Origin of the sequence: Pelomonas aquatica, from assembly GCF_026712205.1 — a bacterium.
In the GTDB taxonomy this organism is placed as follows: domain Bacteria; phylum Pseudomonadota; class Gammaproteobacteria; order Burkholderiales; family Burkholderiaceae_C; genus Pelomonas; species Pelomonas aquatica.
In genome coordinates this window covers 180,460-202,535 of sequence record NZ_JAPPUW010000002.1, presented here as the reverse complement: position 1 = coordinate 202,535, position 22,076 = coordinate 180,460, and the positions used below count along the sequence as shown (strand labels likewise).

18 protein-coding genes are annotated in these 22,076 nt (G+C 70.2%); 7 read left to right on the top strand and 11 right to left on the bottom strand.

Annotated elements, in window-relative coordinates; genetic code table 11:
* Nucleotides 1–43 precede the first annotated feature (43 nt).
* The 4 genes from NYP07_RS03245 to NYP07_RS03230 all read right to left on the bottom strand — a co-directional run bounded on the left by NYP07_RS03245 (nucleotide 44) and on the right by NYP07_RS03230 (nucleotide 7,794).
* Nucleotides 44–1,198: an HD-GYP domain-containing protein gene (locus NYP07_RS03245; RefSeq protein ID WP_268147373.1), complete on the bottom strand. Its 1,155-nt coding sequence runs from the start codon at nucleotides 1,196–1,198 to the stop codon at nucleotides 44–46.
* A 349-nt stretch (nucleotides 1,199–1,547) separates the two neighbouring features.
* Nucleotides 1,548–3,245, bottom strand: coding sequence for a COG3904 family protein (locus NYP07_RS03240; protein ID WP_268147370.1), 1,698 nt, complete (start codon nucleotides 3,243–3,245; stop codon nucleotides 1,548–1,550).
* A gap of 62 nt (nucleotides 3,246–3,307) precedes the next feature.
* On the bottom strand, nucleotides 3,308–4,858 hold the full coding sequence (locus NYP07_RS03235) for a POT-type proton-dependent oligopeptide transporter (RefSeq protein WP_268147368.1): 1,551 nt from the start codon (nucleotides 4,856–4,858) through the stop codon (nucleotides 3,308–3,310).
* Nucleotides 4,859–4,950: 92 nt separating this feature from the next.
* Complete coding sequence (locus NYP07_RS03230) at nucleotides 4,951–7,794, bottom strand: Rne/Rng family ribonuclease (protein ID WP_268147366.1); 2,844 nt, start codon at nucleotides 7,792–7,794, stop codon at nucleotides 4,951–4,953.
* Between the two features lie 658 nt (nucleotides 7,795–8,452).
* Between NYP07_RS03230 and NYP07_RS03225 the strand changes: the two genes are divergently transcribed.
* The 4 genes from NYP07_RS03225 to NYP07_RS03210 are packed head-to-tail and all read left to right on the top strand — an operon-like array spanning nucleotide 8,453 to nucleotide 11,417.
* Entirely contained in the window at nucleotides 8,453–9,391 is a 939-nt protein-coding gene (locus NYP07_RS03225; RefSeq protein WP_268147364.1) for an RluA family pseudouridine synthase, read from the top strand.
* Nucleotides 9,388–10,047: an HAD family hydrolase gene (locus NYP07_RS03220; RefSeq protein ID WP_268147361.1), complete on the top strand. Its 660-nt coding sequence runs from the start codon at nucleotides 9,388–9,390 to the stop codon at nucleotides 10,045–10,047. Before NYP07_RS03225 ends, NYP07_RS03220 begins: the two co-directional genes overlap by 4 nt.
* Entirely contained in the window at nucleotides 10,040–10,426 is a 387-nt protein-coding gene (locus NYP07_RS03215; RefSeq protein WP_268147359.1) for a Rieske (2Fe-2S) protein, read from the top strand. Before NYP07_RS03220 ends, NYP07_RS03215 begins: the two co-directional genes overlap by 8 nt.
* Nucleotide 10,427: 1 nt before the next feature.
* A complete protein-coding gene (locus NYP07_RS03210) occupies nucleotides 10,428–11,417 on the top strand; it encodes a S49 family peptidase (protein ID WP_378990205.1) in 990 nt (329 codons plus the stop codon).
* A gap of 1 nt (nucleotide 11,418) precedes the next feature.
* Here the strand turns inward: NYP07_RS03210 and NYP07_RS03205 are convergent, their stop codons facing one another.
* Together NYP07_RS03205 and NYP07_RS03200 are read right to left on the bottom strand one after the other, a co-directional pair.
* Nucleotides 11,419–12,336 (bottom strand): choice-of-anchor A family protein, encoded by a 918-nt coding sequence (locus NYP07_RS03205; RefSeq protein WP_268147357.1) that lies wholly within the window; start codon nucleotides 12,334–12,336, stop codon nucleotides 11,419–11,421.
* 154 nt (nucleotides 12,337–12,490) lie between these two features.
* The gene (locus NYP07_RS03200) at nucleotides 12,491–12,745 is read right to left on the bottom strand and encodes a hypothetical protein (protein ID WP_268147355.1); all 255 of its coding nucleotides are present in this window, start codon (nucleotides 12,743–12,745) and stop codon (nucleotides 12,491–12,493) included.
* Between the two features lie 134 nt (nucleotides 12,746–12,879).
* On the opposite strand from NYP07_RS03200, the gene NYP07_RS03195 reads away from it, so the two are divergent.
* The 3 genes from NYP07_RS03195 (at nucleotide 12,880) to NYP07_RS03185 (ending at nucleotide 16,489) form a co-directional block, all read left to right on the top strand.
* The gene (locus NYP07_RS03195; RefSeq protein WP_268147353.1) at nucleotides 12,880–14,493 is read left to right on the top strand and encodes a gamma-glutamyltransferase family protein; all 1,614 of its coding nucleotides are present in this window, start codon (nucleotides 12,880–12,882) and stop codon (nucleotides 14,491–14,493) included.
* Nucleotides 14,494–14,642: 149 nt separating this feature from the next.
* Nucleotides 14,643–15,914: an MFS transporter gene (locus tag NYP07_RS03190; protein ID WP_268147350.1), complete on the top strand. Its 1,272-nt coding sequence runs from the start codon at nucleotides 14,643–14,645 to the stop codon at nucleotides 15,912–15,914.
* A complete protein-coding gene (locus tag NYP07_RS03185) occupies nucleotides 15,911–16,489 on the top strand; it encodes a GNAT family N-acetyltransferase (RefSeq protein ID WP_268147348.1) in 579 nt (192 codons plus the stop codon). Before NYP07_RS03190 ends, NYP07_RS03185 begins: the two co-directional genes overlap by 4 nt.
* 43 nt (nucleotides 16,490–16,532) lie before the next feature.
* Here the strand turns inward: NYP07_RS03185 and NYP07_RS03180 are convergent, their stop codons facing one another.
* The 5 genes from NYP07_RS03180 to ugpQ form a co-directional block, all read right to left on the bottom strand.
* Complete coding sequence (locus NYP07_RS03180) at nucleotides 16,533–18,110, bottom strand: response regulator (RefSeq protein WP_268147346.1); 1,578 nt, start codon at nucleotides 18,108–18,110, stop codon at nucleotides 16,533–16,535.
* The gene (locus NYP07_RS03175; protein WP_268147343.1) at nucleotides 18,107–18,559 is read right to left on the bottom strand and encodes a response regulator; all 453 of its coding nucleotides are present in this window, start codon (nucleotides 18,557–18,559) and stop codon (nucleotides 18,107–18,109) included. The genes NYP07_RS03180 and NYP07_RS03175 overlap by 4 nt, the downstream gene beginning before the upstream one ends.
* Nucleotides 18,525–19,997 carry a sensor histidine kinase gene (locus NYP07_RS03170; protein WP_268147341.1) on the bottom strand — a complete coding sequence of 491 codons (1,473 nt, stop codon included), beginning with the start codon at nucleotides 19,995–19,997 and terminating at the stop codon, nucleotides 18,525–18,527. Before NYP07_RS03170 ends, NYP07_RS03175 begins: the two co-directional genes overlap by 35 nt.
* Nucleotides 19,994–20,992 (bottom strand): ABC transporter substrate-binding protein, encoded by a 999-nt coding sequence (locus NYP07_RS03165; protein ID WP_268147339.1) that lies wholly within the window; start codon nucleotides 20,990–20,992, stop codon nucleotides 19,994–19,996. The genes NYP07_RS03170 and NYP07_RS03165 overlap by 4 nt, the downstream gene beginning before the upstream one ends.
* 330 nt (nucleotides 20,993–21,322) lie before the next feature.
* Nucleotides 21,323–22,069, bottom strand: a complete 747-nt coding sequence (ugpQ, locus tag NYP07_RS03160; RefSeq protein WP_268147337.1) for a glycerophosphodiester phosphodiesterase — start codon at nucleotides 22,067–22,069, stop codon at nucleotides 21,323–21,325.
* Nucleotides 22,070–22,076 lie beyond the last annotated feature (7 nt).

The following is a 22,076-nucleotide window of genomic DNA, read 5'->3' as shown; positions in this document are numbered from 1 at the left end:
ACGTGGGAATCTCCATCTAACCCCGGTGGTGTCGGAGGACGCTTCAGTCGTTGATCAACCCGTAGACACGCTCAGCTGCGACTCGAGAAAACTCCTTGGAAACTGGCAGTGCGGCCACGATCGCGAACTCGGGATCAGCCGAGTCGCGGTGATGAGTCTCCGCACGAGGGCGACCTTGCCGGTCACTCAGCGTTGCCACCAGCGGCTGTATGCCGGCCGTGGGCCTTCGAGTCACCACGGCGATTTCACCGGACTGAAGTTTGACCAGACTGCCCGGCGGATGAACGCCGAGCGTCTTGATCACGCCCATCGACAATGCATCGCCGGGACTCTGCTGGAAGAGCTGACGAACCGCGTCGTTCGGCAGGATGCCTGGACGCTTCGCGCGAGGGCTGATCTTGGCCATGTAGACGTCGATGGCGCGCAGGATGCGGGCCTCCGGTGATACTTTGTTCTTGCCATTCGGATAGCCACCGCCGCCGTCGTGCTCATGGTGATCGGCGACGGCATCAAGCATGGCCTCGTCGGTGATGCCGACCTCTCTCAGCAGCGTGACGGCCGCGCTCGGGTGGGCACGGATCTGGTCCATCTGCCTTTTCGTCGGGGCCTCGCCTTGCTCGGCCAGGGTTGCCTGCAACTCCAGGATGCACAGGTTCATCGCGAGTGCGGCGCGTCCAAGCGAGTGGACGCGGGCACTGTCCCAGCCGAGATGTCGAGCCGTCAAGGTCGTGAGCACGGCGCAATGGATCGAGTGTCGAATCGGGTACAGCGCGAATCGACGGTCTTCCTGGCGCGTACAGAGGAAAATGGCGGCGTCGGGGTCGCGGTCGAGACGCGCGAGCAGTTCGTCGTAGAACGGCTCCAACGCGGTGCCGGGCAGTTCCCGCCGAGCCAGTCCGCGGGCGAGCTTGTCAAACTGCCATTGCAGACGTTCCCATTGATCGAAATGCGACAAGGTCGACAAGACCGGCTGCGAATTCGCGGCGGCACGAGCCTTGCGCTCGGCGTCCACGCTGGCGCGTTCGGCCCACGCGCCGCGCTCGTTCAGGGCGTCGAACTGCCCCTCGTCCTGGATCACCTGGCCTTCGTTCAGGAGCAGGCGCTCCAGCGAGTCAAGAACCTTGAACGGAAGCGGGCTTCCGATGTGGATGAGATCCCGGACTTCCACGAGCGGTACTCGATTTGATTTGATGGACATCAGCTCCTGAAAGCCTCCTCATGTCGTTCAACGTCTTTTCAACCCGGGCGGTATGGGTCCGATTGTGAATGTTGGTTTGCGTTCAACACAAAAAGAAGATTCGCCCTGATCAACCGCTTAGACATGATGGTCGCTGACGAAAGCGACGACCCGGTCTCCTTCGTCGTCGTCGAGACGGCCGCTCAGGGCTTCTTCTGGGACTCGCCCTTGGCGTTCATCGCCATGTCCATGTCCATATCCATGCGCAGGAGCGGGAAAAGGGGCACGGGAGCAACTCCGAAAACGCTGCCGGGGTGGCAGCGGGGGGGGGGGGGGGTAATTTCACCGTCGCGGGCTTGTGCGGCCCGGTTCAGCGCGGCTGGAACAGCAGGCGCTCGACCAGCTCGCGGCGGGCCGGCGGCAGGGAGGGCAGGCGGTCCAGCGTCGCGATGACTGCGTCGCAGCCGGCACCGGGGCCGGGCGCGGCGTCGGGCGCATCGGCCCACAGGCGCGACAGCATGCCCATCGCGGCCGAGCCCACGGTGCGGTCGAGCACCTCGATCTCGATGGCGCTGGCCGGCTTGGGCAGCCAGCGCGGCGGCGCGGCACCGGCCGCCTCCTGCAGCCATTGGCTCTCGCGGATCTGCAGGGGCAGCGGCAGCAACTGGCGCGAGCCCAGGCGGCCGTCCAGCAGGTCGCGGCAGGCGGGGCGCTGGCCGGGCCCGGGCGGCGTGCGCAGGGCCTTGAGCTGGTCGGTCACGAGCTGCACATAGTGCCGGCGCGTGGGCCCGTCGCCGTCGGCGATGAGGCCGGGCATCTGCCTGGCCAGCGGCGACCAGGCGGCGGCCTGCACGGCCTCGTCGGCGGCGCCGCCGGCCTGGGCATCGAGCATGTGCTTGGCCACCGCGGCGATGGTGCCGCCGTTGCGCTTTTCGAGAGCGTCCCAGACCGGGTGGATGCGCAGCGCGTCGTCGAAGTCGGCGAGGCTGGCGTGGCCGGCGGGCGGCAGCGCGATGGCCAGGGTCTGCGGCAGCGGCGTGATCAGCGAATGCGCCAGCAGGTCCTCGCGCGGCGCGAACCAGATGCCGTGCGACGGCGTGCGCAGCGTCCTGTCGATCATGCTCTGCGGCAGGCCCAGGTCGCGGTAGGTGGCGGCGAGCTGCTGGTTGGCCAGCTCCTCGAAGACCGGGTTGTAGGTGCCGGTCGACGCGCGGTGGAAGCCGAGCTGGGCGCCCGGCGTGAGCTGGCGCGGGCTGCCGGCCAGGAAGACCAGCGTGCAGGCGCTCGCGCAGGTGCCGACGGCGCGGCTGGCATAGCCGTGCTGCTTCAGCGCGGTGGCCATCTTCTCGGCCTCGTGCAGGCGCCCGCCGGGCGAGGTCAGCTCCACGCGGCGCAGTTCGCGGGCCGCCTCGGTCTTCAGCAGCGCGCTCAGGCGCTCCCCGTCGCCCATGCCGATGGTGCCGTCCAGCCGCAGGCTGTGGCCGTCGGCCGACAGGCTCAGCGTGGCCTGGCCGATGGGGTCGATGCCGCGCGCCATCTGCCAGTATTCGCCCAGGCCGGGCAGGAAGCCGAACAGGATGGAAACCGCCAGCTGCAGCGCGCCCAGCCCCAGCGTGAGGCGCGCCAGCCAGCCCCACAGCCGCGAGCCGCCTTCGCGCAGATAGTGGGCGGCGGCCCGCCAGGCGCCGACGATGCACCAGACGTCCAGCGCGGCCAGCAGCGGCAGGCCCAGCAGCAGCACGATGGCGCTGATCTGCAGCGACTCGCCCTGGGCGCTGATCCAGCTCATCAGGCCCGTCAGCGCCAGCGCCAGCGGCGTGGCCAGCAGCATGTTGTTGACCCAGTAGCTGCGCACCAGGCTCTGCTCGCCATGCCAGTGGCTGGCGAAATAGCCGCGGCGCTTCTCCGTGGGCGCCACGCGCGGGCGGGGCCGCGCGGCGCGGCGCGGCTGGTGCGAGGCCTGCGCCCAGGCGGCGGGCGCTGCGGCCGGCGCGGGCGCCGGCCGAGGCTTGTCGTGGTCGGCCTGGGTCGGGTCGACGTAGGGGCGTGGCGGGCGGGCGTCGTTCATGGCCGGCGCAGCTTACTGACGAAACCGGCGCGAACGAAGGTCGCTATTCACGCCCCGGCGCATCAGCCGCGGTAATGGTCCTGCATCGGGTAGCGGCGCGCGACCAGGCCGAACAGCGCCGCGGCGACCAGCGCAAAGCCGGCGAAGAAGAACATCAGGCAGGCCGTCTCGCTGTAGCCGCTGGACTTGATCGCCTCCAGTGCCGCCGGGCTCTTCACGCTGACGTTGGACAGCAGCACCCACAGATTGCCGATGGTCACCGACAGATTCCATAAGCTGGTGATCGTGCCCTTCATGGACAGCGGCGCCTGGCTGTACGCGAACTCCAGGCCGGTGGCCGAGACCAGCACCTCGCCCAGCGTCAGCGCGACATAGGGCAGCATCTGCCAGACGATGCTGACCGCCTGGCCGGCGTCCAGCCACAGCTGCAGCATGCCGGCGAAGATCCAGGCCACGCCGGCCAGCGCGATGCCCGAGCCCATGCGGCGCAGCGCGGTCACCTTCAGGCCCATGCGGCCCAGCAGCGGGTAGAGCACGAGGTTGTTGAACGGGATCAGGATCATGACCAGGGCCGGGTTCAGCGCCTGCATCATGGAGGACTGGAACCACTCGGGCTTGCTCATCTGGTCGGCCTGCAGCACCCAGGTCGAGGCCTTCTGGTCGAACAGCGACCAGAACGGCGTGACGAGGGCGAACAGCACCAGCAGGCGCAGCACGGCGCGTGCGCCGTCGACGGCCTCGTCCGGGTGCGCGCCGCGTGCGCGGTCCAGCTGCAGCGCCGCGCCGGCGCCGCCGAAGCCCATGACCAGCACCAGGGCCAGGCAGACGGCCGGCACCAGGCTTAAGGCCCCGATCTGGCTCAGGCTGTAGAGCGCGCCGACGACGCCCAGCGCCGCGATGGCCGCGCCCGCGCCGCCGGCCTTCAGCGCCGTCCAGACGACCTTCAGGAAGCTGTGCGGGTTGGCGCCGCGTGCCGGCTGGTGCATGTACTTCGCACGGCCGCTCCACAGGATCAGCGTCGCGACCAGCATCAGCAGGCCCGGCACGCCGAAGGCCACGCGCGGGCCGTACTGCTTCAGCAGGATGGGCATGAACAGCGACGCGAAGAAGGAGCCGAAGTTGATGATCCAGTAGAAGGCGTCATAGACCTTCTGCGCCAGCGACCGGTTGCCCTTGTCGAACTGGTCGCCGACGAAGGCGCTGACCAGCGGCTTGATGCCGCCCGAGCCCAGCGAGATCAGGAACAGGCCCGCGTAGAAGCCCGGGATGCTGTCGTCGAAGACCGCCAGGCAGGCATGGCCCGCGCAGTAGACGATGCTGAACCAGAAGATCGTCGGGTATTTGCCGAAGAAGCGGTCGGCCAGCCAGCCGCCGAGCAGCGGGAAGAAGTAGACGCCGATGACGAAGGTGTGGAAGACCTCCTTGGCCTCGGCCTTGCGCAGGTTTTCCGGTACGGCCAGCAGCAGGCTGGTCATCAGGAAGACCGTCAGGATGTTGCGCATGCCGTAGAAGCTGAAGCGCTCGCATCCTTCGTTGCCGATGATGTAGGGGATCTGCGGCGGCATCTTGGCCGCGGGGGCCGTCGCGTGCAGGTTCGCGGTGGTCGTCGTCATTCGTCGTCAGCCTCGGTGAAGCTCGTGAAAAGAAAAACGCCGCGCGGCTTGTGGCCGGCGGCGTTCAGGCGGGGGCTGTCAGCCGTGCGCGATCATGCCTCGAAAGGCAGCTTCACCTGGCTCAGATCCTTGCGGGTTTCCACGAGCACCAGCGGGCCTTCGTCGATAACAACGATCGCGGCGGGCTCGCGGCCCAGCGCTGCCGGCGCCGGCTCGGCTGCGATGGCGGCCCGGGCGGCGGCGATCTTGTCGGCGTCCGAGTTGACCCAGCTCAGGCCGGCGGCCGAGGCGATGGCGTTGAGCTCGTCCATCGGCAGCTTGAAGGCCTCGCCGACGGGCGCGGGCGCGGCGACCGGTTCGGCCGCGACGGGGGCCGGTGCCTGGCTCATCGCCTCTTCGATCAGCGAGCCCTGCACGGGCTGGGGCGTGGCAGCGTCGGCCGGCGCTGCGATGGCTTCGCTGCTGCCTTCCTGGCCGTCGACGCCCGCTTCCTCGCGGCGGCCGCGGCCACCACGGCGGCGGCGGCGCGGTTCGCGGTCATGGCCTTCGCCGACGTCGTCGCTCTCGGGCGCGGCGGCTTCGGCGACGGTGCCCTCGCCCTCGACAGGCGCAGCGGCGTCGACCAGGCCTTCGGCGGCTTCCGTGCCCTCGGGCGCGTTAGCGCGGTCGTCACGGTCGCGGCCACCACGGCGGCGGCGGCGGCCGCGGCCCTGGCGCTCTTCGCCGGCCGGCGTGTCGCCGGTGGGCGGCAGCGCGGCATCGGCCTGGCTGTCGACGAAGGCCGGCGGCGCGTCGTGGACGGCGGCCTGCTCCTCGGTCAGCGGCGCGGCCAGCGGCAGCGCGGCCTCGACCGGCGCGCGCTCGGCGCGCTCGCCGCGCGGGCGGCGATCACCGCGCTCGCCACGCTCCTGGCGCTCGCCGCGCTCGGCACGCTCCGCGCGCTCGGGGCGCTGCTGTTGCTGCTCGGGCTTGTCGCCGGCTTCGTTGCGTGGCTTGCGGTCGCCCCGTTCGGCGCGCTCGCCACGGGCCTCCTGCGGCTTGCCGTCGCGGCGGCCGTCGCGGCCGCCCTTCGGGTCGCCGCGCTCGCCACGGCGGCCATCGCGGCCACCGTCGCGGCGGCCGTCACGGCCGCCTTCGCGCTTGGGCTTGTCGGTCGCGGTCGCTGCGGGCGCCGGAGCCTCGACGGCCGGCACCGGGGCCGGAGCACCGCCACCGAGGAAGCTGAACAGGCGGCTGAAGAAACCCTTGGGCGCCGGGGCCGCTGCGGCGACGACGGGCGCCGGCGCAGGGGCCGCGACCGGGGCCGGTGCGGGCGCCGGCAGCGGCGCGGGCTGCTCGGGCAGGATGCCCTTGATGACGGGTTCCTGCTTGTTCTTCTTGTCGCCGGCGTCGCGGCGGGTGATGCCCACCTCGTCCTGCGGCTCCTCGATCATCGTGTAGCTGGCCTGCAGGTTCTCCAGGCGCGGGTCGTCGTGGCGCAGGCGTTCCAGCTTGTAGTTGGGCGTCTCGAGGTGCTTGTTGGGCACCAGCAGCACGGTCACGCGCTGCTTGAGTTCGATCTTGGTGATCTCGGTGCGCTTCTCGTTCAGCAGGAAGCTCGTGACCTCCACCGGCACCTGCACGTGCACGGCGGCGGTGTTGTCCTTCATGGCCTCTTCCTGGACCATGCGCAGGATCTGCAGCGCCGAGCTCTCGGTGTCGCGGATGTGGCCGGTGCCGTTGCAGCGCGGGCAGGTGATGTGGTTGCCTTCGCTGAGCGCCGGGCGCAGGCGCTGGCGGCTCATCTCCAGCAGGCCGAACTTGCTGATGGAGGCGAACTGCACGCGGGCGCGGTCGTTGCGCAGCGCGTCGCGCAGGCGCTGTTCGACGTCGCGGCGGTTCTTGCTCTCCTCCATGTCGATGAAGTCGACGACGATCAGGCCGCCCAGGTCGCGCAGGCGCATCTGGCGGGCGATCTCGTCGGCGGCTTCGAGGTTGGTGCGCGTGGCGGTCTCCTCGATGTCGCCGCCGCGGGTGGCGCGGGCGGAGTTGACGTCGACCGAGACCAGGGCTTCGGTGTGGTCGATGACGATGGCGCCGCCCGAAGGCAGGTTCACCGTGCGGCTGTGCGCCGTCTCGATCTGGTTCTCGATCTGGAAGCGGCTGAACAGCGGCGCGTCGTCGCGGTAGCGCTTCACGCGATGGCCCTGGTCGGGCATCACGTGGTTCATGAACTGGTGGGCCTGCTCGAACAGGTCGTCCGTGTCGATCAGGATCTCGCCGATGTCGGCAGTGAAGTAGTCGCGGATCGCGCGGATGACGAGGCTGCTTTCCTGGTAGATCAGGTAGGCGCCCTTGCCGCCCTTGGCCGCGTCGTCGATCGCGGTCCAGAGCTTGAGCATGTAGTTCAGGTCCCACTGCAGCTCGGCGGCGGAGCGGCCGATGCCGGCGGTGCGGGCGATCAGGCTCATGCCCTTGGGGTATTCGAGCTGGTCGAGGTTCTCCTTCAGCTCCTCGCGGTCCTCGCCCTCGATGCGGCGGCTCACGCCACCGCCGCGCGGGTTGTTGGGCATCAGCACGAGGTAGCGGCCGGCCAGGCTGACGAAGGTGGTCAGCGCCGCGCCCTTGTTGCCGCGCTCTTCCTTCTCGACCTGGACCAGCAGTTCCTGGCCTTCCTTGATCGCGTCCTTGATGGTGGCGCTCTTGACGTCGGTGCCCTCGCGGAAGAACTGGCGCGAGATTTCCTTGAACGGCAGGAAGCCGTGGCGGTCCTCGCCGTAGTCGACGAAGCAGGCCTCGAGCGAGGGCTCGACCCGCGTCACGACGGCCTTGTAGATATTGCCCTTGCGCTGTTCCCGGCCTTCGATCTCGGTCTCGAAGTCGAGCAGCTTCTGGCCATCGACGATCGCGAGGCGCCGCTCTTCCGGCTGCGTCGCATTGATCAGCATGCGTTTCATGTCATCACTCCTCGCGTCCCGTGCAGGAACGCGTCACGTCATGCCACCCTGGGGTGGCGTTCAAGACGCACGAGCGACAGCGTGGAACCGTGGAAGGAGTGCCCTGGACCGCTCGGGTTTCTGACGGGGGTCAGACGCCGAGCGGCGTTGGCGCATGCGACCGGGCCGCCCTGCCGCGGGGAAGCCCCGCCTCGACCCAGCCGCGCGTGAACGCGAACGCGCCGGGCCAGGCGACCACCACAGCTTCTGGCCGGGGTCGCGCGGCGGGGCGCATCGGGTGGGGGAGGAAAGGGCTCATCCGCGAAGGAGGGCTGGACGCTGGCGCGAGCGGCTGCGGGGCGACCCGCGTGTTCTCACGCCGTGAAAACCTTGTCTGGCATCCGGCCTGCTTCGCGCTGATCAGCGGCTGAAGACATGCCGGAGGGTTCCGTGTGTCATCGCTCTGCCACACCGTGCCGCTGACCGCGTTTTCGCTTGGGGAAACCGCCTGCCGGCCGCAGGATGTGTTGCATCGCCTGGTCTGACCCGTGGGGCGAACCCCACGAGCGCCTCGTTGCCGCCGCTAAAATCAAAAAAATCAAACACTTACGGCAGCAACGTGGTGAAAAGGATTATAGGGGCAGCGCCGGCGGCCCCCGCCACGGGGGTGAAGGCCGCCGTGAGTACGGACAAACCCGCGGTCCGACGCGTCGTCGTCGACGAGGGATCGGCCGGCCAGCGGCTGGACAACTTCCTGCTGCGCGAGCTCAAGGGCGTGCCCAAGACCCATGTTTACCGCGTCATCCGCGCCGGTGAAGTGCGCGTCAACAAGGGCCGGGCGCATGCCGACACAAGGCTGGAGATCGGTGACGAAGTCCGCATCCCGCCGGTGCGCGTGCCCGAGAAGGCCGAGGCTCCGGCGGCCCCGGCGCGCGAGTTCCCGGTCGTGTTCGAGGACGAGCACCTGCTCGTCATCGACAAGCCGGCCGGCGTGGCCGTGCATGGCGGCTCCGGCGTCAGCTATGGCGTCATCGAGGCGCTGCGCCGTGCGCGGCCCCAGGCCAGGTTCCTGGAGCTGGTGCACCGCCTGGACAAGGAGACCTCGGGCCTGCTGATGATCGCGAAGAAGCGCAGCGCGCTGACGAATCTGCAGGACCAGTTGCGCGACCGCGAGACGGGCAAGACCTATGCTGCCCTGGTCTGGGGCGACTGGCCCGACAAGCTCAAGGTCATCGACGTGCCGCTCGTGAAGTTCGTCGGCGGCGACGGCGAGCGCTGGGTGCGCCCGGGCAAACCGGACGAGGACGAAGCCAAGCGCTCGATCAGCCTCGTCAAGGTCGTGCAGAAGACGCCGCAGTTCAGCCTGCTCGACGTGACCATCAAGACCGGCCGCACCCACCAGATCCGCGTGCACCTGCAGCAGGCCGGCCACCCCATCGTCGGCGACCCCAAGTACGGCGACTTCGAGCGCAACCGCGAGCTGGCCCGCGGCGCCGCGAAGTTCGACCGCATGTTCCTGCACGCCCGCCAGCTGCGCTTCACCCATCCGGCCACCGGGGCCGAGATGAGTTGCGAAGCGCCGCTGCCGCCCGAGTGTGAGAAGCTGATGACCCCATGAGACCGCAACGCTTCGACCTGATCGCCTTCGACTGGGACGGCACCCTGTTCGACTCCACCGCGCTGATCGCGCGCTGCATCCAGCGCGCCGCCGTCGACATCGGCCTGCCCGAGCCCGAGTTCGAGCGCGCCAAATACGTCATCGGCCTGGGACTGCGCGATGCGCTGGAGCATGCCGTGCCGGGCCTGCCCGCGGAGCGCTACCCGGAGCTGGGCCTGCGCTACCGGCACCACTACCTGGCTTCCGAGCACGAGGTGTCGCTGTTCGACGGCAGCATCGAGATGCTGCAGGCGCTGAAGGCCCGCCACCACTGGCTGGCCGTGGCCACCGGCAAGAACCGCGTCGGCCTGGACCGCGTGCTGGCCCATGCCGAGCTGACGCAGATGTTCGACGGCACGCGCACGGCCGACGAGACGCGCTCCAAGCCGCATCCGCAGATGCTGCTGGAGCTGATGCGCGAGTTCGGCGCCGAGCCCGAGCGCACGCTGATGGTCGGCGACACGACGCATGACCTGCAGCTGGCCGCCAATGCCGGCGTGCCCAGCGTCGCGGTCAGCTTCGGCGCGCACGATCACGAGAGCTTCGCCGAGCACCAGCCGCTGTTCATCGCTCACTCCACGCGCGAACTGCACGACTGGCTGGTCCAGCATGCCTGAACCCGACGTCGCGCCGCCGCAATACCTGTGCGCGTCCGCCGACCTGCCGGAGCGCGGCAAGGCGGTGAGCTTCCACGTCGTCCAGTGGCGCGAGCCGGTGCGGGCCTTCGCGCTGCGCTTCGACGGCCGCGCCGTCGCCTACCTGAACCGCTGCGCCCACGTGCCGACCGAGATGGACTGGCAGGACGGCGAGTTCCTGGACCGCGACAGGAAGTACATCATGTGCAGCATCCACGGTGCCGTCTACGACCCGCTCAGCGGGCAGTGCGTGATGGGCCCCTGCAACCGCGGCCGGCTGACCCGCATCGAACTCACCGAGAGCGAGGGCCAGGTCTACTGGCACCCGACCCGCGACACCAAGCCCGCCTTCGAAGACTGATATGAGCACTCCATCCGACGACCTGCCGCCTCCGATGCAAGACCCCATCGGCGTGCCGCCCGCGATCACGCCCGAGACCGAGCCGGTGTTCGCGCAGCTGGCGCGCGACTTCCTGCGCGAGCGGCGCGCCGAGCGGCGCTGGCGCAACCTGTTCCGCCTGTTCTGGCTCGGCCTCGCGGCCCTGCTGGTCTACAGCCTGTGGCTGCAGACGCGGCATGTGACGCCGTCCGCCGAGCCGCACACGGCCCTCATCGACGTGCGCGGCGAGATCGCCGCCGACAGCGACGCCAGCGCCGAGCTGCTGCTGGCCGCGCTGAAGGATGCCTTCAAGGACGACGCGGCCCAGGCCATCGTGCTGCGCATCAACTCGCCCGGCGGCAGCCCGGTGCAGGCCGGCATCGTCTATGACGAGATCAAGCGGCTGAAGAAGCAGTACGACAAGCCGGTCTATGCGGTCGTCGAGGAGATGTGCGCGTCGGGGGCCTACTACATCGCTGCGGCGGCGGACGAGATCTTCGTCGACAAGGCCTCGGTCGTCGGTTCCATCGGCGTGCTGATGGACGGCTTCGGCTTCACCGGCCTGATGGACAAGGTCGGCGTCGAGCGGCGGCTGATGACGGCCGGCGAGAACAAGGGCATGCTGGACCCGTTCAGCCCCGTGACGCCCAGGCAGCGCGCCTATGCCCAGGCCATGCTCGACCAGATCCACCAGCAGTTCATCGCCGTCGTGCGCGAGGGCCGCGGCAAGCGGCTGAAGGAAACGCCGGAGACCTTCTCGGGCCTGTTCTGGAACGGCGAGCAGGCCGTCAAGCTCGGCCTGGCGGACCGCTATGGCAACCTCGATTTCGTGGCCCGCGAGGTGGTCAAGGCCGAGGACGTCATCGACTACACGCCGCGCGAGAATGTCGCCGAGCGGCTGGCCAAGCGCTTCGGCGCGTCCATCGGCGGTGGCGCCGTGAAGGCGCTGCGCGAGTTGGCGCCGATCCGCTGAATCAGCGCCGGCCGCGCCGGCGTGCCAGCGTGGCGGCCACCAGGCCCAGGCCGGCCAAGGTCAGCGAGGCCGGCTCCGGTACATGCTGAGTCTGGGATTGGGACTGGACCGGCATCGGCGCGTCGTTGACCTGCACGCTGCTGTTCCAGTTTTTCACGACGACCTGGCCGTTGATCTGGCCCCAGCCCTGGCCGACGCTGGCGTTCAGCGCCAGCAGCGAGGCGTTGATGCCGCCGTTGAGGATGATGCTGGTCGCCTCGGGCAGGTTGAACAGCACCTGGCCCTTGTTGAAGCCGGTGTAGCCGTGGTTGCCGAAGTCGACCGATGCGCCGTGGACGTTGACGAGGATCTGCGCGCCGCTGGCCAGGCCGTCGATCTGCAGGTTCCAGGCCGCGTCGGCGGCCTGGATGTCGAACACCGCGAGCGACTGGCCGGTGGCGTCGAAGTGCAGCGTGCCCCACTGGTCGACGGCGCTGCCCGTGTTGGTCAGCGCGTCCAGCGTCGACGACAGCGCGGCCAGGCGCTGCTGCTCGCTCGCGAACGCGAAGCCCCGGCCGCCCTGCACGCCGCCCATCACAGTGCCGGATGGGCTGGGCGTGTAGCTGCCGCCGACGATGGCGCCGCCCCAGACCGAGCCGCTGGAGAAGCTGAGGTTGCCGCCCACCGTCAGGCCGGTGCCGTTGTAGAGGGCGCTGGAGCCGGTCTTGGTGTTGATCGAATAGCCGCCGAGGCTGGCGTTGCCGCCGACGGCCACGCGGCCTTCCACGTCGCTGCTGCTGACGTTCATATTGCCGAAGGCGAGCAGGTTCAGGCTGGAGTCCAGGCCGAGGCCGATCGGGCCGGCGTGGGCCGCGCCGGCGGCGAGGAGGGAGGCGGCCAGCGCGAGACGGCGCAGCGAGCAGGGCAGGGCGTAAGGCATAGCCCGCCAGTCTAGGAAGCGGCGGCGCTTCGCGTCACGCCTCGACGCGGGGGGTGGGAAGGCAGTTCGAGACACAGTTCACGGCCTGTACGCCCTCAATGGAAAAAGGCCGCAACCCTTGCGGGCTGCGGCCTTGCGCAGAGCGCTGTGGCGCTTACTGCGTCTTGGTCTCGGTCTTGGCGGCGTCGCCGGCCTTGGCATCGGCGGCCTTCTTGTGGTGGTGATGCTTGTGGCCATGCTTGGCACCGCTGGCGGCTTCGGCAGGGGCGGCAGCTGCGGCCGGAGCCGCGGTGGCGGCGGGGGCCGGCTTGGCGGGGGCGGCCGGTGCGGAGGCCGGGGTCTGGGCCAGGGCCACGCCCGAGGCAAGCGTGATGAGGGCGGTGGCGATGGTGGTCTTCAGCGTGTTCATCTTGAGGGCTCCAGGGTGGTTTGGGGTTTCGGGTCGGCTCTTGCGAGAGCTTGGCCAAACAACGGCGACTGTGCACCGCCCGTTGACGCGGGGCCGGTCGGTTGCAAAGCTTTACAACGGCAGAATCAACGCGCATGAATACCTCCGCCCGTTTCGACTGGAGCGCCGGCTACGTCAGCCGGCGCAGCCCGCTGTTCGCGCGCAACATCGTGTCGACCTCGCATCCGCTCGCGGCCCAGGCCGGCTTGGCGCTGCTGCAGGCCGGCGGCAATGCGGTGGATGCCGCCATCGCGACGGCGGCCTGCATGACGGTGGTCGAGCCCTGCAGCAACGGCCTGGGGTCGGACGCCTTCTGCATCCTGTGGGATGGCCGGCAACTGCATGGCCTCAACGCCAGTGGCCCGGCGCCGGCGGCGTGGACGCCCGAGTTCTTCCAGGGTCAGGTCATGCCGCGGCGGGGCTGGGGCTCGGTGACGGTGCCGGGCGCCGTCGGCGCGTGGGCGGCGCTGAGCGAGCGCTTCGGCAGGCTGCCCTTTGCGGACCTGATGCAGCCGGCCATCGAGATTGCCGAGCGCGGCCATGCCGTGCCGCCCATCGTGCAGGGCAAATGGGCCATGGCCGCGGGCCTGGGCGAGATCACGTCGCAGCCGGGCTTTGCGCAGGCCTTCCTGCCGCAGGGCCGCGCGCCCGAGGTGGGCGAGCTGTTCCGCTTCGCCGATGCGGCCCGCAGCCTGAGGCTGATCGCCGACTCCAGGGGCGAGGCCTTCTACCGCGGCGAGATCGCGGCGGCCCTGGCCCGCTTCGCGCGTGAGACGGGTGGCGCGCTGGCCGAGGCCGATCTGGCGGCCTACCGGCCCGAATGGGTCACGCCGCTGGCCAAGGACTTTGCCGGCTACACGCTGCACGAGATCCCGCCTAACGGCCAGGGCATCGCGGCGCAGATGGCGCTGGGCCTGCTCGAACACCGCGGCCTGGCGGCCCATGCGGTCGACAGCCCCGAGGCCCAGCATCTGATGATCGAGGCGATGAAGCTGGCCTTCGCCGACGTCTACCGCTTCGTCGCCGAGCCGGGCTCCATGCCCGTCGGCGCGGCGCAGCTGCTCGACCCTGGCTATCTCGCCGAGCGGGCTCGACTCATCGATCCGGATCGCGCCCAGGTCTTCGGTGCCGGCAACCCCGTCAAGGGCGGCACCATCTACCTGACCGCGGCCGACGAGTCCGGGATGATGGTCAGCTTCATCCAGAGCAACTACATGGGCTTCGGCTCCGGTCTCGTGCTGCCGGGCTATGGCATCAGCCTGCAGAACCGTGGCCACTGCTTCACGCTGGAGGCCGGCCATCCCAACCAGGTCGCGCCGGGCAAGCGGCCCTTCCACACCATCATCCCCGCCTTCCTGACGCAGGACGATGCACCGGTCATGAGCTTCGGCGTCATGGGCGGCAACATGCAACCGCAGGGCCACCTGCAGACGCTGGTGCGCATGCTCTGCTACGGCCAGAACCCGCAGGCCGCCTGCGATGCGCCGCGCTGGCGCTTCAACGAGGGCCTGTCGATCAACATCGAGCCCCACATGCCGGCCGCCACCATCGAGGGGCTGCGCGCGCGCGGCCACCAGGTCGGCGACATCCACGACAGCTACCAGGACTTCGGCGCCGGCCAGTTCATCTGGCGCCTGGGCGAGCCGGGCGTGGCGGGCTATGTGGCCGCCAGCGACCCGCGGCGCGACGGCGCGGCCGTGGGTTGGTGAGACATGACTGCCGGCACGCGACGCCGCAGCGGTGCGCTGCTAGCATGCCGCGCATGACCAAGCTGCTCGACCTCGACTGACGCCGCTGCGCGCCAAACCACCCGGCGGAGCCCCTCCCGCCTGTCGAGTCCTGTCGGAGCCTCAGCGTCATGTCCTCCAAGTTCCTTTCCCTCGCGCCCGGCGACCTGCTGCGCGATGCGGTCTACCGGCGGCTGTGGTCGTCGATCCTGATCTCCTCTCTCGGCGGCCAGATCACCATGCTGGCCCTGCCGCTGACGGCGGCCGTGCTGCTGCAGGCCAGCCCCACGCAGATGGGCCTGCTGCAGGCGATGGAGATCCTGCCCTTCGTGCTGTTCTCGCTGCCGGCCGGCGTGCTGCTGGACCGCGTGCGCAAACTGCCGGTCTATGTCGTCGGCGAGAGCCTGCTGGCCGTCGCCGTGGCCAGCGTGCCGCTGGCGGCCTGGATGGGTTGGCTGGGCATGGGCTGGCTCTATGTCGTCGGCTTCGTGCTGGGCTGCGTCTACACGGTGGCCGGCAGTGCCGCGCAGATCGTGCTGACCCAGGTCGTGCCGCGCGAGCGCCTGGTGGAGGCGCATGCGAAGAATGCGCTGGCCTCGTCGGGCGCCGAAGTCGCCGGCCCGGGCCTGGCCGGCGCGCTGATCAAGCTGCTGGGCGCGCCGCTGGCGCTGGCCGTGGATGCGCTGCTGCTGCTGGTGTCGGCGGCCATCCTGCGTGGCATCCGGGTCGAGGAGGCCCTGGCCGAACGCCGCGGCCAGGCCTTCTGGCCCGAGCTGAAGGCCGGCCTGCATTTCGTGCGCGAGCGCCGGCTGCTGGTGAGCCTGGCCACGGCCTGCGGCGGCTGGCAGCTCTTCCACAACGCGGCCCTGGTCGTGCAGATCCTGTTCGCCACGCGCGAGTTGCACCTCAGCCCGCAGACCGTGGGCCTGTCCTATGTCGCGCTGGGCGCCGGCACGGTGCTGGCCAGCGTCTTCGGCCATCGCATCAGCCGCCGCATCGGGCCGGGGCCCTGCCTGGTGCTGGGCTATGCGGCCTGCGGCATCGGCTGGCTGCAGCTCGCGTTCGCGCCGACGGGGCGGTTCGGCGTCGTCAGCTTCGGGCTGATGCTGTTCGCCTTCGGCGTCGGCGCGGTGCTGATCTTCATCAACTTCCTGTCGCTGCGCCAGGCCGTCACGCCCGCGCCCATGCTGGGCCGCATGACGAGCACGATGCGCTGGCTCATCCTGCTGCCGGCCGGCCCCGGCGCGCTGGTCGGCGGCTGGCTGGGCGAGCATGTCGGCCTGCGCGCGGCGCTGGGCTTCTCGGGCGTGGGTGCCTGCCTGCTGGCCGTGCTGGCCTGGCGGCATGACGTGATCCGCGGCGTGCGCGAGCTGCCCAAGCCGGTCGAGGTCGTGACCGCATGAATGAGCCGGACCCTCCGCTGATCGACGTGCCGGAGCGCCTTGACGGCGAGCGCATCGTGCTGCTGGCGCCGCGCGCCGGCCTGGGCGCGGAGATGGCCGTCGTCATCGCGCAGTCGCTGTCGCATCTGCGGCCGTGGATGCCCTGGGCCCAGGAGGCGCCGACGGCGGAGAGCTCCGAGCGGGTCGTGCGGCGCATGCAGGCCGACTTCATCATGCGCCGCGACCTGTGCTTCCAGATCTATGCGCGCCGCGCCGACGGCAGCCCGGGGCGCATGCTGGGCGGCGCGGGCCTGCACCGCATCGACTGGGCGGTGCGGCGCTTCGAGGTCGGCTACTGGATACGGCCGGAGGCGGCCGGGCAGGGGCATGTCGGCGAGGCCGTGCGGCTGCTGGCGGCGCTGGCCTTCGAGCAACTGGGCGCGCGGCGCGTGGAGATCCGCTGCGACCCGCGCAACGTGAAGAGCCGTGCGGTGGCGGAGCGCGCCGGCTTCGAGCTGGAGGGCGTGCTGAGGAGGCACGGCCTCGACGTCGACGGTCGTCCCTGCGACACCTGCGTGTTTTCGCGGCTGGAGTGAAGCCGCAGCTGCGGCGGCTCGGGGCCCGATTGCGGGACGGGGTTTACGTCGCTGCGGTCAACAGGCGTGCGACCTGCGGCACGATCTCGCGGAAGGCGTCCTCCTTCTCGATCACGGCCCTGATGCCCGCCTGCCGCGCTTCATCGCAGAGTTCCTCGGTGATCAGGCCCGAACAGATGACGATGGGCAGGCCGGGCCGGATCGCAGCCACCTCGCGGGCCACTTCGAGCCCGGACAGCCCCGGCATGTTGTAGTCGGTGATGAAGACATCGACGCCCAGGGACTCGTCCTTGACGGCGGACAGCGCGTCGGCGGCTTCCCGGTAGCCGCTGCACCGGTAGCCCGCCCTCTGCAGGGTCCTGACCATGACGAGCATGACGGTCTCGTCGTCGTCGAGGTAGACGATGTGCTCGCCGCGCGCGGCCCGCGCCGGCGCGGTGCGCTCGGCGGTCGGCGGCATGGCCGGCGGCGCGGAGGTCGCCGGCAGGTGGACATGGAAGCTGCTGCCCTGGCCCGGCTGGCTGTCCACGGTGATGCTGCCGTGATGGCTGACGACGATGCCGTGGACGACCGACAGGCCGAGCCCGGTGCCCTGGCCGGCCGACTTGGTCGTGAAGAAGGGCTCGAAGATCCTTTCGAGCGTCGCCGGATCCATCCCCGAGCCCGTGTCCTTCACCCACAGGTGGACGTGGGACCCGGCGGCCAGGCCGCGCAGGCGGGCGGTGGCGGCATCGATGTGGGCGGCGGCCAGGCCGATGTCGATCTGCCCGGCCTCGCCCCGCAGCGCATGCCAGGCGTTCGTGCACAGGTTCATCAGCACCTGCTGGAGCTGGGTCGCATCGGCGTTCGCGTGCAGCGGGGCTTCGTCCAGGCACAGCCGCAGCTCGACGCCGGCCGGCAGGGTCGCGCGCAGCAGGCGGAAGGTCTCTTCGACGATCGGCCTCAGCGCGATGTTCTGCAATTGCTGCGGCCGGCGGCGGCTGAAGGTCAGGATCTGCCGCACGAGGTCGCGGGCGCGCAGGCTGGCCAGCTGGATCTCGGTGAGGGCGGCCAGCGCCGGATGCCCGGCCTCGAGATCGGCCCGCGCGAGCTCGACGTTGCCGAGGATCGCGCCGAGGATGTTGTTGAAGTCGTGCGCGATGCCGCCGGCCAGCGTGCCGAGCGACTCCATCTTCTGGGCCTGATGCAGATGCGCCTCGAAGCGGCTCAGCTCGGCCTCGGCCTGGCGATGGGCCGCGCGCCGGGCGGCCTGCGCCAGTTCGCGCTCCAGGGCCGGCCCGAGGCGGCTCAGGTTCTCCTTCATCACATAGTCGTTGGCGCCGGCCTGCATCGCGGCGACGGCCGTCTCTTCGCCGATCGTTCCGGAGACGAAGATGAAGGGGATGTCCAGCCCCGTCTTGCGGAACTCGGCCAGCGCCTCCAGGCCGCTGAAGCCGGGCATGCTGAAGTCCGAGATCAGGGCGTCCCAGGGGCCTTCGAGCAGGGACTGCCGCAGTGCCGGCAGGTCCTGCACGCGCCGGCAGTCCGGCGCGAAGCCCGCCCGCCGGAGCAGGCGCATGGCCAGGCGGAAGTCGTTCTCGGAGTCCTCGACCGCGAGAACCTTGATCGGACGCTCGTTCATGGAGTCTGCCGCGGCGGGATCTGGTTGAGCGCGAGCCAGTACAGGCCGAGCACCTTGACGGCCTCGACGAACTCGATGAAGTCGACCGGCTTGCGGACGTAGCTGTTGGCGCCGAAGGAATAGCCGGCGACGACGTCCTGCTCCTCCTTGGACGAGGTCAGGATGACCGTCGGCAGCAGCATCGTGCGCGCATCGGCGCGCAGCGCCTTGAGCACGCCCAGCCCGTCCAGCCTGGGCAGCTTCAGGTCGAGGATGACCAGCGTCGGCAGCGGCGCCGCGGCCCGGTCGGCGTAGGCGCCGCGCGCGAACAGGAAGTCGAGGGCCTCGACACCGTCGCGAACCACGACGATCGGGTTCATCAGGTGGCTGCGCTTGAAGGCCCGCAGCGTCAGCGCGACGTCGTCGGGGTTGTCTTCAACCAGCAGGATGGTCTTGTTCTCTTCGTTCATCGTCTCGCTCCGTGGGGCGGAAATAGAAGGTCGCGCCTTGGCCGGGCGCAGCGTCGGCCCCGAGCGACCAGCCATGGCGACGCATCACGCGCTGGACGATGGCCAGGCCGACCCCCGTGCCCGGGAAATCGGTCTCGTGATGAAGGCGTTGAAAGGCGCCGAAGAGGCGGGCGGCATAGGCCATGTCGAATCCGGCACCGTTGTCGGCGACGAAGCAGACCGGCCGGCCGTCCTCGTGCCGCGTGCCGACCCGGATGACGGCCTCGTCGACCTTGCCGGTGAACTTCCAGGCGTTGTCGAGCAGGTTCTGCAGCGCGATCGCGAGCAGTTCGCGGTCGCCGCGAAGGACGATGCCCTTCTCGATCTCCCACCGGACCCGGCGCCCGGGCTGCGTGCGGGCCAGCGCGGCGGCGATCTCCCCGGCCATCGCGCTGAGGTCGACGTCCTGGATCCTCAACTCGGCCCGCGTGACCCGCGCCAGGCCGAGCAGCTCGTCGATCAGGCGGCCCATGCGCTGGCTGGCCCCGCGTATGCGCTGCAGGCTGTCGCGGGCCTCGTCGTCGAGCCGGTCGCCGTAGTCCTCCAGCAGCGCGAGGGAGAAACCGTCCATGCTGCGCAGCGGGCTGCGCAGATCGTGGGACACCGAATAGCTGAACGATTCGAGCTCGCGGTTCAGCGCCACGAGATCGCGGTTGCTGACTTCGAGCCGGCCGAAGGAATCTCGCAGCGCGCGCGTCATCGCGTCGAAGTGGCGCGCCATGTCGCCCAGTTCGTCGGCGCTCCCGACGCCGAGCTCGAACGACCAGTTGCCGGCAGCGACCTCGCGGGTCGCCAGCTCCAGGCGTGCGATCGGATCGAGCACGTCGCGCCGGAACAGCCACGCGGCGAGGCCGGTCAGGACCGCCATCGCCAGCAGGCCCAGGCCCGTGACCAGCACGACGCGGCGCTGCGTCGCGTCGATCCGCGCCCCCGCATCGTCGATCAGCTGCTCGACATCGACGAGGCTGTTCTGCTGCAGGATCAGGATGCGGCTCGACAGCTGCGCCTCGAACCGGCGCTGGACGTCGTCGACGGCCGCCGTGCCGGGCGGCGCCGCATCGACCTCGCCGAACAGGCGATGGCTGGCCTCGCCCTGGCTGCGCAGGCTCGCCAGGATGCCGGCGGCCGCGCCGTCGAGCGCAACGGGGGTTGCGAACAGGCGCTCCAGCCTTTGCCACACGGCCTGCTCCTGCAGCCGCGCGCGCTCGCGGCGATTGAGCAGGTATTCGAAGGTGACCATGCGGATGTTGTTGAGCGCGCCGGCAATCTCGACGCTGTGGCGGCGCTGGACCACCGCCGCGCGGACCTGGGCATTGGCCCAGCCGATGCTGATCGCGATCAGCACCATCGTGCCCAGCATCAGCGTTGCGGCCAGCTTGGCCTTGCTGCTGATCTTCATCGCACCACCGTCACCCGCGCCGGGTCCAGCGCCAGCAGGGCGTCCAGGGACAGATGCGCCAGGAAGTTGGGCATGGGCTGGGCCGGGGCATAGCCGCGCGCCATGGCCCAGGTCGCCACGTCTTCGAGCGTGACCAACTGGGCCTGCTGCTGCTCGACCGCGAAAGTCATGTCCCGCCAGGACGGGTCGAGGGTGCCGGGGCTGAGCCTGAGCAGGCCCGCCAGCGTCGCCCTGGCCTGCCGCGGGTCGGCGTGCGCGAAGGTTTCGGCCTCGGTCAATGCGCGCAGCAGACGGCGCAGATCCTGCGGCTGCGCCTGCAGATACTCGCGAAGGCCCACGACGACGAACCTTTGCGCATAGGCGTCCGGCGCATGGAGGGAGACGATGGCGTCGCCAAAGGCCAGCTCGGCCTCGTGCCGCACGGGCTGCCAGGCCGCGACGCCGTCCACGAGGCCGCTGCGCAGCGAATCGATGAGCTGCGCAGGCGGCAGGTCGACCAGCTGCAGCGACTGGGGCGCGATGCGATGACGCACCAGGAAGGCCCAGAGGAAGTATTCGCCACTCGTCCCGAGGGTGGCGCCTACCCTGCGCCCGCGCAGATCGCCGGGGCCGTGGATGCCGCGGTCGACGCGCCCAAGCACGGCGAGCTCGTTCGACGCGCTGGCCACCGAGGCGATGATGCCCAGCGGCGCGCCCTTGAGCACCTCGACGACGACGGGCACGTCCGCCGCGACGGCCAGGTCGGCCCGCCCCTGCAGCAGTTCGGCCAGCGCAGCCTTGCCATGCATCTGGGGGAGCAGGGCGACGTCCAGCCCTTGGTCACGGAAGAAGCCGCGCGCCGACGCGAGATGGAGCAGGCCCGAATGCGGCACCAGGGGCGTCGCGATGCGGAGTTTCGACAGCCCCTCGGCGCGGCCGGCATTGCGGCGATCGCAACCGTGCAGGGATGCCAGCCACCCGGCCACGCCCGCGCCGATCAAAGCCCGCCTGCGCATCAGAACGGATGGAATCCGAGCGCGCACCTGAATCCCCCTTGATCAACTCGCCCCAACGACGGTGCGCCAAGAGAAAAAGTTATTGTTGCCGGCCGCACCCGAGTGGGAGCGAGCGTACGAGGCTAACCCTTCGTTGACAAGTCTTGTCGACGTGCCGGATGCCGGCGCCGCACCATGGACGGGCGAGGTGCGGACCGCGCAAGGAAAAAGACCCCTGCCGGCGAGCCGTGCAGGGGTCAATCCACCGGTGGGTGGAGGAGACAACCGGCATCGAAGAATCGATGTTGCAGCGCAGCATACATGTTCCGCCGCCGGCCGGGAAGTCGTCCGTTAGGGGGCGTCCGGTCGGTGCGGGCCGAACCGGTCGACGGCGTCCGTGATGAGGCCGTCGATGCCGTCGGCAATCAGCCGCCCGGCTACGGCCGCGTCGTTGACCGTGTAGACCAGCGCCCGCCAGCCGCTGCCGTGCAGGCGCTCGATCAGCGCGCGGTCCATCAGCCGCCAGTTCGTGATGACGGCCGCGACGCCCAGCGCCTCGGCGGCCTCGGGCCAGCCGTCCCAGAGCTGGTCCAGCAGCAGTGCGCGGGGCAGGGCGGGCTCGGCGTCGCGCGCGGCGGCCAGGGCCTCGGGCTTGAAGCTGCTCAGCAGCGGCGGCAGCGCGCCCGCCCACAGCCGCGCCGCCTCGCGCGCGACGGCCGCGCCGGTGCGCGCCTCGTCGCCGGGGCAGGGCTTGATCTCGACGTTCAGCATGCAGGCATTGGCCTGGCAGAAGGCGGCGATCTGCGCAAAGCGCGGCAGCGGCTCGGCGGCATAGGCGGGGCCGTGCCAGCCGCCGGCGTCCAGGCGCGCCAGTTCCGTCCAGTCGAGGCCGGCCGGCGAGCCCCGGCCGCTGGTCGTGCGTTCCAGCGTGTCGTCGTGCAACAGGAAGGCTTCGCCGTCCCGGCTGAGCTTGACGTCACATTCGAAGGCTCGGAAGCCGAAACCGGCGCCGGCGCGGAAGGCGGCCAGCGTGTTCTCCGGGGCGAGCCTGCCCGCGCCGCGGTGGGCGAGCCACAAGGGATAGGGCCAGGGCTTCATCCCGCCA

Excerpts from the sequence above, each read along its gene's own strand:
- NYP07_RS03245 (WP_268147373.1), bottom strand. The coding sequence starts at position 1,198 with ATGTCCATCAAATCAAATCGAGTACCGCTCGTGGAAGTCCGGGATCTC.
- NYP07_RS03240 (WP_268147370.1), bottom strand. The coding sequence starts at position 3,245 with ATGAACGACGCCCGCCCGCCACGCCCCTACGTCGACCCGACCCAGGCC.
- NYP07_RS03235 (WP_268147368.1), bottom strand. The coding sequence starts at position 4,858 with ATGACGACGACCACCGCGAACCTGCACGCGACGGCCCCCGCGGCCAAG.
- NYP07_RS03230 (WP_268147366.1), bottom strand. The coding sequence starts at position 7,794 with ATGAAACGCATGCTGATCAATGCGACGCAGCCGGAAGAGCGGCGCCTC.
- NYP07_RS03220 (WP_268147361.1), top strand. The coding sequence starts at position 9,388 with ATGAGACCGCAACGCTTCGACCTGATCGCCTTCGACTGGGACGGCACC.
- NYP07_RS03215 (WP_268147359.1), top strand. The coding sequence starts at position 10,040 with ATGCCTGAACCCGACGTCGCGCCGCCGCAATACCTGTGCGCGTCCGCC.
- NYP07_RS03210 (WP_378990205.1), top strand. The coding sequence starts at position 10,428 with ATGAGCACTCCATCCGACGACCTGCCGCCTCCGATGCAAGACCCCATC.
- NYP07_RS03205 (WP_268147357.1), bottom strand. The coding sequence starts at position 12,336 with ATGCCTTACGCCCTGCCCTGCTCGCTGCGCCGTCTCGCGCTGGCCGCC.
- NYP07_RS03200 (WP_268147355.1), bottom strand. The coding sequence starts at position 12,745 with ATGAACACGCTGAAGACCACCATCGCCACCGCCCTCATCACGCTTGCC.
- NYP07_RS03195 (WP_268147353.1), top strand. The coding sequence starts at position 12,880 with ATGAATACCTCCGCCCGTTTCGACTGGAGCGCCGGCTACGTCAGCCGG.
- NYP07_RS03190 (WP_268147350.1), top strand. The coding sequence starts at position 14,643 with ATGTCCTCCAAGTTCCTTTCCCTCGCGCCCGGCGACCTGCTGCGCGAT.
- NYP07_RS03185 (WP_268147348.1), top strand. The coding sequence starts at position 15,911 with ATGAATGAGCCGGACCCTCCGCTGATCGACGTGCCGGAGCGCCTTGAC.
- NYP07_RS03180 (WP_268147346.1), bottom strand. The coding sequence starts at position 18,110 with ATGAACGAGCGTCCGATCAAGGTTCTCGCGGTCGAGGACTCCGAGAAC.
- NYP07_RS03175 (WP_268147343.1), bottom strand. The coding sequence starts at position 18,559 with ATGAACGAAGAGAACAAGACCATCCTGCTGGTTGAAGACAACCCCGAC.
- NYP07_RS03170 (WP_268147341.1), bottom strand. The coding sequence starts at position 19,997 with ATGAAGATCAGCAGCAAGGCCAAGCTGGCCGCAACGCTGATGCTGGGC.
- NYP07_RS03165 (WP_268147339.1), bottom strand. The coding sequence starts at position 20,992 with ATGCGCAGGCGGGCTTTGATCGGCGCGGGCGTGGCCGGGTGGCTGGCA.
- ugpQ (WP_268147337.1), bottom strand. The coding sequence starts at position 22,069 with ATGAAGCCCTGGCCCTATCCCTTGTGGCTCGCCCACCGCGGCGCGGGC.